The organism is Pedobacter psychrophilus (assembly GCF_001652725.1).
GTDB lineage: Bacteria > Bacteroidota > Bacteroidia > Sphingobacteriales > Sphingobacteriaceae > Pseudopedobacter > Pseudopedobacter psychrophilus.
This window is the reverse complement of the sequence record NZ_LWHJ01000027.1, coordinates 283,843-294,471: the sequence shown is the minus strand read 5'-3', so window position 1 is coordinate 294,471 and position 10,629 is coordinate 283,843. Positions and strand designations below refer to the sequence as shown.

Below are 10,629 nucleotides of genomic sequence, written 5' to 3'. Positions count from 1 at the left end.
ATGTTCATTTTTTTAAAGTAATAATTATTCTATTTTCCAGTAAATTCTTTAATAATAGGCTTAGCTGATTTTACCTGATTACTCACCTGATGTATTATTAATTGGATAGGTAAATAAAAAGAAATTACTTGTTTAATAGCTCTGGAAGATACACCAGCACTAATGGTGTATCTTCCTTCTTCTGCTATCCAAGCGGCTTTTGAAGAAATGTAAGAAGATAAATCATCAGCGGTAAGCGTAAACTTTATTTTTTGAGATTGGCCAGGTTTTAAAAGTTTTGTTTTAGCAAAAGCTCTTAATTCTTGAGTAGGTTTATCAATACTTTTGGCTGGTGCCGATAAATAAATTTGAACAACTTCTTTACCTGCTACGCTGCCGGTATTTTTTATAGTGATACTTGCTTTTATTTTCTTATCAAAGTTAACTTTATCTAATGTTAAGTTATTTAATGAAAATGTGGTGTAAGATAAGCCGTAACCAAATTCATAGGCTGGTTTAACCATATAGGTATCAAAATACCGGTAGCCTGTATATATTCCTTCCTCATAAACAACATTTAGTGGGTCTACGCCTTGCGTCCCAGGGAAATTTTTAGCAGAAGAAACATCCACATATTTTTCGGGAAAAGTAATGGCTAACTTACCCGATGGATTTACTTTTCCGGTTAATATATCTGCAATTGCGTGGCCACCTTCTTGCCCGGGTTGCCAAGCTAATAAAATAGCATCGCTATAATTTTGCCAACTAGCCAAATCTATCACTCCTCCTATATTTAAAACTACAACAGTTTTCTTTCTTTGCGCCTTAAATGCTTCATAAACTCGTTTAATTAAGGTTATTTCCGAATCCATTAAATGGTAATTATTATCCAAATTTCTATCTGCACCTTCACCAGCATTTTTTCCTACAGAAATTATGGCCATATCAGATAGTAAAGCCTGTTTGATGATCAAATCATCCGAAATTTTGAGCTCGGGTATTTGTGGTCTTCCGGCTGCTGGGTTTTTAGGTTTGAGTCGGCTTGCTTCTACACTATCAACATATTTTGTATAGCGCTGTTCTATTTGAGGGTCTAATGTAAAACCTGCTGTAGTTAAACCTTGCGCCATTGAAACCACATATGCTTTGTTAACCATTCCGCTTCCGGTGCCGCCTGTAATCAGGTTATAAGTAGTGTTGCCAAAAGTGGCTATGGTTTTAATATTTTTTGCAATGGGTAAAGTATTATCTAAATTTTTTAAAAGTACCATTCCCTCGGTTGCAGCCGCTCTAGAAACTTGCGCATGTTCTACAAGGTTTGGTTTGTTAGAAAATTTGTAATTTTTAAATGTGGGTGTTTTTACAATTAATGCTAACAATTTTTCTACTGCTTGGTCTATTATTGCAACATCCAATTTGTTATTTGCCATTGCATATTCTAAACCCTCAACCTGAAAATACTGCCCAGGCATAATGAGTGAATGTCCGGCTTTTACTTGATCGACCACATTTTTTGCAGCTCCCCAATCTGTTACTACTAATCCTTTATAATTCCATTCGTTTCTTAGTATTTCTGTAACAAGGTCATATCTTTCTGCGGTGTATGTTCCATTCAATTTGTTATAGGAAGTCATCACTGTCCATGGTTCTGATTCTTTTAAAGCAACCTGAAACGCCTTAAGATAAATTTCTCTTAATGCCCGCTCGCTAACCTCGGCATTGGTGCTAAAACGTCTTGTTTCGTGGTTATTTGCTGCAAAATGTTTTAAAGATGTACCAATTCCATTTGATTGTAAACCGTTAATCATAGCAGCTGCCATTTTTCCTGAAACCAATGGATCTTCAGAAAAATATTCGAAGTTTCTCCCATTAAGTGGGTTACGCTGTATGTTGTTGCCGGGTGCAAGTATAATATCTATACCGTATTCTAGTACTTCATTTCCAAAGGCTTTACCTACTTTATTAACTAAGTCAGTATCCCAAGTGGAAGCTAGTAATGTGCCCACAGGAAAAGCAGTAGCGTAATAAGTGGCAGATTCATTAGGGCGGGTAGGAGAAATTCTTACTCCAGCAGGCCCATCTGCAAGTACAATTGCCGGAATTCCTAACCTAGGTATTGCAAAAGTAGTCCCTGCAGCTCCAGCCACTTTCTTATCGGTATAACCAATAATTCCATTAGATTCGGCAACATCAGCTTTTGGCTTTTTTAACTCTGTCTCACTACCCAACAATATCCATATTTTCTCTTCAATGGTCATCGCAGCAATTACATCCTGAATAGAATTTTTACCTAATTGAGGGAGATTGTTTTTTGTAGTTTGAGCAAAAGATGTCAAACTACAAATGCATAATATTAAACCTGATTTTAATTGATTAATGATTTTCATAGGAATTCTTCATATTATTTGATACATCGAAAAGAACAACAGTTATTGTATACGATTTTTTATTTTGATTTGAACACTTGAACCACACCAGTATAATTAGCACATAAATCTGTTTTTTTCAATTCTTATATTATAGATTAGATGATCATCGTTAAAACAAATAGACTTTAAATCTTTCGATAGTAAAGGAGGTTAAAAACAAGAATCTTTTTATTGAATACAAACAATATCTTTTTCGCCTTCCCGCTTAATGGTCAATTTTATCCAGCTCAAAGGTAATTTTGCTTTTTCCTGATATATACCACTTTTACCAATATTCAGTCCTGCAAAGCCAAAAAGAACTGTTTGCAATATGCCGCCATAACCTGTACAAAAAACTGTTGCACTTGGTCGTGGTTTTTCAGAAATGAAACCAAAAGGTGGTTTACGGTTAGGCTGATATGATTTTTTGAATAATTGGTAGGCTTTATCAGAATTGCCTAAACGGGCATATGAAGTTGCTAAAACGCTATAACTCATAGATGGTCCGTTTGGATCTATTTTAGGCTCATAATAATTCAAGTCCCTTTCAATTTGTGCTTTATCTTTAATATACTCTAGCGGAAAAGCTAATAAATTAACATCAGCTTGTTTAATTTTTTGACCTGTATATTGAGCGTTTTGTAATGTATAGCCATCCATATGATTTAATACAATAAGATTTTTTGATACATCTATCCACCTTTTATCAATATCCTCATCCATAATTTTTGCACTTTTAATGGCCGCATTCAATACCATTTTAACAGCTCCATTTGTAAAAGCATCATCATCAACATCTTCAAAATATTCATCTGGACCAACTACGTTTTTTATGTGATAAATACCTTCCAAATCCTTTTGAGACCTCGATACCCAAAAATTTGCCACTTCTTTTAATATAGGAAAGCCTTTTTCTTTTAACCAAATCTTATCTTTTGTAACCTGATAGTAATTCCAGGCAGCAATTGCAACATCTGCGGTAACATGATGTTCATTCATATCTAATTTATATGAAATTGGTGTACATTCATTTCCTTGTAAATCAGACTCCCAAGGATACATTGCTCCTTTATAGCCAAATTGAGCTGCTCTTTTTTTTGCTTGAGCTAAAGTGTTAAACCTAAAATCTATCATAGATTTTGCAAAATCTGGCTTCATCAACAAAAGCGGTGGATACATCCACAATTCGGAATCCCAAAAAATATGACCACCCCAGCCTGTTTCTGATAAGCCACAAGGAGGAATGCTGAGGTCAAAGCCATCAGTTATGGAAGAATACAAAGAATAAAGCCCCAATCGTACATCAATTTGTGCTTCATCATCACCCTCTATTTCAATATCACTTTTCCATAAGTTTTCCCATGCTAACTTATGGGCTGTTACTAATTTAGGATAGCCCAAATTATAATCTTTACTACAAATTCTTATCACGTCATTATAAACATCGCTAGTAAAACCAGAGTGTGTAAAAGAGCTCAACATAGCAAAAGAAAATTTATCTCCCTTTTTAAGCTTAACTACAAAAGAACACTGCTGACTATTAGGGTTTAATTTGATGTAATTTATTTCTGGTGAATTACCGTTAAAAAAATAGGTGTTGGCACCAGCTAAACAATCTTTTCCAGATTCTGTTGGGAAGCCTGCAGACATGATCGCTATTTTTTCTTTGGAGTTATTACCTAATCGGTATAATCCATAATTAAGATTGGTTTTATAACTACTGAAAGTTTTACTACGATCTGGAATACTCATTACATTTTTTATTGTAAATTCAATATCCTCAATAGCAGTAAATTCATAAAGACCCAACGTGGTCATTGGTAAGTTTCTTAAAGCCATTAATTGGCTTTTTACGTTTAACATCCCTGCATAATTATAGGAAGTTTCTAAGGTTGCTTCCTTTAAATTTAGATGCTGCTGCCATTCACTAACATTTATTCCAAATTTTAATTCTGAGTTATCCTTGAAAGTAATACTCAGATTTATAGGATTAAAGTAATTAACTAATCTTATGTTATCACCTAAAGGACTATGATCATATAATCCATTTATAATTACTTTTTCTGCTCCTAAACCATTTTTTAAACTTTTAAATCCAATAATTCCATTTCCTAAATAAGCCGGATTATAATTGCTGGTATCTGTAGCTTTAATTATCCATAAATTTTTAGATTGAGCATATGAGACCACATTGTTAACTAAGCCAATAAGTATTAAACAGCTTATTAAGCTCTTAACAATTTTTAAACTTTTGCCTTTCATGTTGTTGTTTGTATACTTTGATATTAATTATTATAAATAGGATGCTAATTTGATAGTTAAGAGCTTTTAGCATGAGAAATTGACTTTCCTTGAATAAAAAGGCTATTTAATCAATTCAATTTTTAGCTTTTTATCGCCAGCATAAATGTAAAAATCACCTTCTTCTAAAATCCGATTTCCATTGGCATCACTGTAGCTTAAATCCTTTATTGGATCTATTTCAAATTGGTAAATTACTTTTTCTCCAAGTTTTATCGCCTTCTTTTCAAAATATTTAAGCTCTTTAATAGGTCGGGATATGCTAGCCACAGGATCCGAGATATACCATAAAACAGTTTCTTCACCATCCATCTTTCCTATATTACTGACTGTAACACTCACTTTGATTTTTTCTTTGGCGGTGAATTTAGTTTTAGAAACAGTTAAAGATTCATAATTATAATTTGTATAGCTTAATCCATGTCCAAACCAATATAAAGATTCTGTAGAAATATCCTGATATTTCCCTTGGTCAGGACGAGCACTTTGCCTCATATTGTAATATATTGGGATTTGGCCAGTAGTTAAAGGGAAAGTGATTGCTAATTTACCAGAGGGGTTTATTCTACCGGAAATGATACCAGCGAATGCACTTCCGCCTGCAATTCCTGGTTGCCAAATTTCTAAGATGGCATCTGCTAAAGGTTCTATCCTTTGCAGTTCTAAAGGTCTGCCGTTCGATAAAACAAGGATTACTGGTTTACCTAACTTTTTAAGTTCCATAATCAGTTTTTCCTGAATTGCGGGCAAGGATATGGTTGATCTTGATGCGTTCTCTCCGCTCCATGTTTTCTTTTCGCCCAAACAAAGCACAATAACTTCGGCTTTTTTTGCCGTTGCTAATGCTTCTTCAAAACCGCTTTCATCATCCTTGTCAAAATCACATCCTTTAGCATATATAATTTGACTAGGTTCATTAAACTCTTTCTTTAATCCTTCATATAAAGATTCTACATCAGCATCTCTCCCGTTGAAAGACCAAGAGCCTAACAAATTGGTTTTATCTTTTGCCATCGGGCCTATCAATGCAATTTTAGTTTCTTTTCGTAATGGTAAAATCTGTTTGTTTTTTAGCAAAACCATGCTTTCCGCAGCCATTTTCTTTGCAAGTTCAACATCCTCCTTTTTTAAGTACCTAGCCTTTTCGTCGGTAGTTGCTGTGTATGGCTTATCAAACAATCCCAGTCTAAATTTTACTCTTAAAACCCGTGAAACGGCATCATCAATCATGGCTATTGATACTTTGTTTTCTTTTACCAGTTCCTCCATAAATTCAAAATAGATATTGTCTTTCATATCCATTTCTACCCCGGCTTTAAAAGCTTTTAAGCCTGCTTCTTTCCTGTCTTTAGCAACTCCTTGGTCAATCAGCTGTTCAATAGCATTCCAATCTGATACCACAAAACCATCATGCGCCCATTTTTTCTTGAGAATATCCGTCAATAAATAACGATTAGCAGTTGCGGGCGTACCACTTATATCGTTAAAAGCACTCATTAAAGTTGCCGCTCCAGCATCCACACAGGCTTTGTATGGTGGCAAATAGGCTTCCCATAAAGCTTGGGATGAAATATCACTGTAATGATAATCTCTTCCGCCCTCGCTTTCGCCGTAACCTACATAATGTTTTAAACAAGCCGCTATAGAAAACTGGTCTGATAGATTTTTCCCTTGATAACCTTTAACAGAAGCCACGCCGAAAACTGAATTGGCGTAGGTATCTTCTCCATAACCTTCAGAAACTCTTCCCCATCTGGCATCCCGGGCAACATCTATCATGGGCGAAAATGTCCAGTCGATACCGGAAAGCTTTGATTCCTTTGCCGCAACCGCACATAGTTGCTCTACCAGTTTAGGATTCCAAGAGCAAGCCTGAGCTAATGAAATTGGATAAACCGTCCTAAAACCATGGATTACATCAAAACCAAAAAGAATAGGAATACCCAACCTCGACTGTTCCATTGCTTTTTTCTGTATCTGGTTTCTTAGCAAAGGATCATTGCTAAAATAAATTAGAGAGCCAATTTCTGGTGGTAAGGATTTTACCTCCTCTCCTATATTATTTGAGTTATTATTAATACCTAAAGTATATTGGTTTAATTGGAGGATCTTCTCTTTTAAAGTCATTCTTTTTAAAAGATCTGTTATTCTAACTTCTACAATAGCATTTTTTTCTTTATATAAGGTCTGCTGAGCAGTTGAAGGTATAATCTGAATAAAGAATAATATAGCCAAAACGAGATAAGATCTTAGCCATTTCAGTTGATAGTAGGTCATTGTTAAAAAGGTTGATCAATGGAATGAAGATTCCCATTACTTTCAAAATTATAATTAATTACGAAAGTTTTATTAAACTAATTATACAATAACTTGAATCATTTTAACTTTATAAATTACGTGATAAAGTAGTCAATCCAAATTTTCTTAAAATATTAGAGAATTTTCCCTAATATAATGATCTCAGATTTATCTCTATTTTCTATCAAAATAAAATAAATAAAGGCAAAACTCTTATTATCTACTTATAGATTACAACTTGATTAATAAATTTTTTGAAATTTATATTTATCCGTTTCTGTTTATATTATTTCGGAGCAGTTTCGGAAAGAGTCCATTTAGAGGAGTCTGGAAAATAGTTATTTAAGCCAATTAACAAAGGATTTTAAATCCTTTGTTAATTATATGATGGCCTTGGTACTCGGCGCCGGAATCGAACCGGCACAGTTTCCTATCGGTGTTTGAGACCGACGCGTCTACCAGTTCCGCCAGCCGAGCATATTTTAACAAACATTAGCTTGTTAACGGGATGCAAACTTATTAATTGATTCCCGTATTCGCAACAAATATTTCTTTCTGTACCAAATATCTTTAATCTGATTTAATACTTCAGACTTTTTACTTTCCTCATATTGTTCAAAATCAGCAGTTAAAGATTGTAATTTTATATTTAAACTATTTTCAAAATCTTCAATAATAGATTTTACTTCTACCAATTTATCGGCATTTTCATCAAATTCTAAATCCATGATGGCCTCATTTACATCCATCATTTCCACTAAAAAACTTTGAGGAAGCTGATACTTTTCTCCTTCCTCTAATACGCCTTCAAGTTCTAAGATGTAAGGAATTAATTTATCAGAATTTGAGAGCGTTTGAAAAGCTTTATTGTTTAGAGTAGAAAATCCTAAAATCTCATCTTGTTTAACTTCAGATTCGTTGATATAAAAATCAGGATGATACTTTTTACTTAACTCATAAAACTTTTTCTTCACCAATGTTTTATCGGGATTAAAAGTTAGAGGTATATCGTAAAATTTGAAATAGTCCATTTTTTGAAGCTGAAAGCCAAACGTTTAAAGCTGCAAGCTATAACTCAAATAAGAGCTTTCTGCCTTCGGCTTTAAGATTTCAACCTATTTGGTGAATGCTTTAAATATATCATTACCTAAAACAAATACCATTAATGTTGCTAATATAACAAAACCAACTATTTGTGCCCTTTCCATAAATTTATCGCTTAAAGGCTTTCCTTTTATCATTTCAATCAGCAGAAATACTGCATGACCACCATCTAAAGCAGGTATCGGTAATAGATTCATTAATGCTAAAGCCATAGAAAGTAAACCTGTAATACTCCAAAATTTTATCCAATCCCAGGTTCCTCCGTATAATTTTCGAGCAATTTCAACTGGTCCAGAAAATGCTTTAGTTGCCTTAACCTCTCCTTTAACTACTTTGCTTAATCCTTTTGCATTATCTGTTAAAGAACCCCAAGCTTTTGAAGCTCCTTCTGGTAAAGCTGCAAAAAATGTAAAGTCTTTTGTTTCTGTCTTTAATGTTTGTGTATCGAAATAAAAACCTAAAGTGCCATCCGCTGATGCCTTTATTGGAGTTGTTAGGCTATCATTACCCCTTAAATAAGAAATCTGTAAGGTTTTGTTTTTGTTCTTAACTAAAATATTTCTTAGTTCGTCACTAAATATAGCTTTTTGACCATTTGCTGCTATTATTTGATCCCCTTTCTTTAGTCCTGCTTTATCGGCCGCACTTCCGATACTTATTTCTCCTATTTTTGATTTTAATCTTGGAGCAACAAATTCATCAATTCCATAATCAGAAACAGTGTTTAAGATGTTTGCTGGGATTACAACTTGTTGTGATTGGCCGTCTCTTAAAACTGTTAAGTTAGAGTTACCTAAAAGTACATCAGAACTTCGAATTTCATCAAATCGAACAACAGGTTTACCATTTATCTCTGTAACTTTATCTCCTGGTTTTAAACCAACCTGTTGCCCCACAATTCCTGGAGCAATACCATATTGTAGTTGTTGATTTGGCAAATATGTTTCTCCGTATTTAAAAGTAAGCATCCAAAATATGAAAATACCGAGGATTACATTAACGGTAACACCACCTAACATTACTATTAATCGCTGCCAAGCTGGTTTTGCCCTAAATTCCCAGGGCTGTATTGGTGCTTCTAATGCTTCGGTATCCATAGATTCATCTATCATCCCCGCAATTTTAACATATCCTCCTAAAGGCAACCAACCTATTCCATATTCGCAATCCTTATATTTTATGCTGAAAAGTTTAAATCCCCAAGCATCAAAAAACAGATAAAACTTCTCTACTTTAATACCAAACGCCCTTGCAGTTAAAAAATGACCTAACTCGTGTAGCACTATCAAAATTGAAAGCCCTAAAATTAACTGGGCAATCATCACTAATACATCCATTTATATTTTATTTGTTTGATTTTTAAATTAAATATTTGTTACTAATTGTTTCGCAAAAATGCGGGTTTGTTTATCGGTTTCAAAATAATCCTCAAATGATGGGGTTTTCATAAAATCGAGTTTTGCCATACAGGTTTCTATCACTTCGCTCATTTGTAAAAAACCAATTCGCTCGTTCAAAAATTCTGCCACCACTACCTCATTAGCCGCATTTACAATACATGGCATATTTCCCGCTTTTTCTAAAGCTACAAATGCCAAAGCCAGGTTTCTAAATGTCTTCATGTCAGCCTGCTCAAAAGTTAACGATGGATAATCTAAAAAGTTAAATCTTTTAAGATCGTTTTTTATCCGATTTGGATAAGCCAATGCATACTGAATGGGCAATTTCATATCGGGTAAACCCATTTGAGCTTTCATAGAACCGTCTTCGAATTGAACGATAGAATGAATAATAGATTGTGGATGAACAATGACATCAATTTGTTTGACATCTAAATTAAAAAGCCACTTAGCTTCTATCACCTCTAATCCCTTATTCATGAGTGAGGCAGAATCTATAGTGATTTTTGCTCCCATTACCCAATTTGGATGTCTTAAAGCTTGTTGCTTAGTTACCTCCGATAAAAATTCGATGTTTTTTCCTCTAAACGGACCTCCAGAAGCTGTTAAATATATTTTTTCTATTGGATTTATCTCGCCGGTAAGGCATTGAAAAATAGCAGAATGCTCGGAATCTACGGGTAAAATATTGACATTATATTGTTTTGCTAAAGCTGTAATTAGTTCGCCAGCAACTACTAAGGTTTCTTTATTTGCTAACGCGATATGCTTGCCTGCCTTAATGGCAGCGATTGTTGGCTTTAAACCTGCAAAACCAACCAATGCAGTTAAAACAGTTTCTAACTCTGGTAAGACCACCACTTCAACAAGTGCCTCAATACCCGCTTTAACTTCAATAGAAGTGATTTTTAATGCTGCCTTTAAAATTTGATATTTACTTTCATCGCCAATAACTACAATCTTAGGACTAAATTTTAAAGCTTGCGCTATTAATAAATCTACGTTTGATTGTGCTGTTAAAACAGAAACCTGAAATAATGCAGGGTTAGCTTCTATCACTTCTAAAGCTTGTGTCCCGATACTTCCTGTTGAGCCTAAAATGGCGATATTTTTAATTTGTTGATGCAATTAGTTTTTGG

The 10,629-nt window shown here is 34.1% G+C and carries 6 protein-coding genes and 1 tRNA gene; all 7 read right to left on the bottom strand.

The window, feature by feature from the left end; genetic code table 11:
• Positions 1 to 29: 29 nt before the first annotated feature.
• The 7 genes from A5893_RS09820 to A5893_RS09790 all read right to left on the bottom strand — a co-directional run bounded on the left by A5893_RS09820 (position 30) and on the right by A5893_RS09790 (position 10,618).
• Positions 30 to 2,366 carry a glycoside hydrolase family 3 C-terminal domain-containing protein gene (locus tag A5893_RS09820; RefSeq protein ID WP_068822385.1) on the bottom strand — a complete coding sequence of 779 codons (2,337 nt, stop codon included), beginning with the start codon at positions 2,364 to 2,366 and terminating at the stop codon, positions 30 to 32.
• A gap of 210 nt (positions 2,367 to 2,576) precedes the next feature.
• Positions 2,577 to 4,649 (bottom strand): glycosyl hydrolase family 95 catalytic domain-containing protein, encoded by a 2,073-nt coding sequence (locus tag A5893_RS09815; protein WP_068822384.1) that lies wholly within the window; start codon positions 4,647 to 4,649, stop codon positions 2,577 to 2,579.
• A 102-nt stretch (positions 4,650 to 4,751) separates the two neighbouring features.
• Positions 4,752 to 6,965, bottom strand: coding sequence for a beta-glucosidase BglX (gene bglX / locus A5893_RS09810; RefSeq protein ID WP_068822383.1), 2,214 nt, complete (start codon positions 6,963 to 6,965; stop codon positions 4,752 to 4,754).
• Positions 6,966 to 7,380: 415 nt separating this feature from the next.
• A tRNA-Leu gene (locus tag A5893_RS09805) sits at positions 7,381 to 7,463 on the bottom strand.
• Between the two features lie 23 nt (positions 7,464 to 7,486).
• Positions 7,487 to 8,017 (bottom strand): iron-sulfur cluster co-chaperone HscB C-terminal domain-containing protein, encoded by a 531-nt coding sequence (locus tag A5893_RS09800; protein WP_068822382.1) that lies wholly within the window; start codon positions 8,015 to 8,017, stop codon positions 7,487 to 7,489.
• A gap of 84 nt (positions 8,018 to 8,101) precedes the next feature.
• Positions 8,102 to 9,427 (bottom strand): RIP metalloprotease RseP, encoded by a 1,326-nt coding sequence (gene rseP, locus A5893_RS09795; protein WP_068822381.1) that lies wholly within the window; start codon positions 9,425 to 9,427, stop codon positions 8,102 to 8,104.
• 27 nt (positions 9,428 to 9,454) lie between these two features.
• Positions 9,455 to 10,618, bottom strand: a complete 1,164-nt coding sequence (locus A5893_RS09790) for a 1-deoxy-D-xylulose-5-phosphate reductoisomerase (protein ID WP_082911391.1) — start codon at positions 10,616 to 10,618, stop codon at positions 9,455 to 9,457.
• Positions 10,619 to 10,629: the final 11 nt, after the last annotated feature.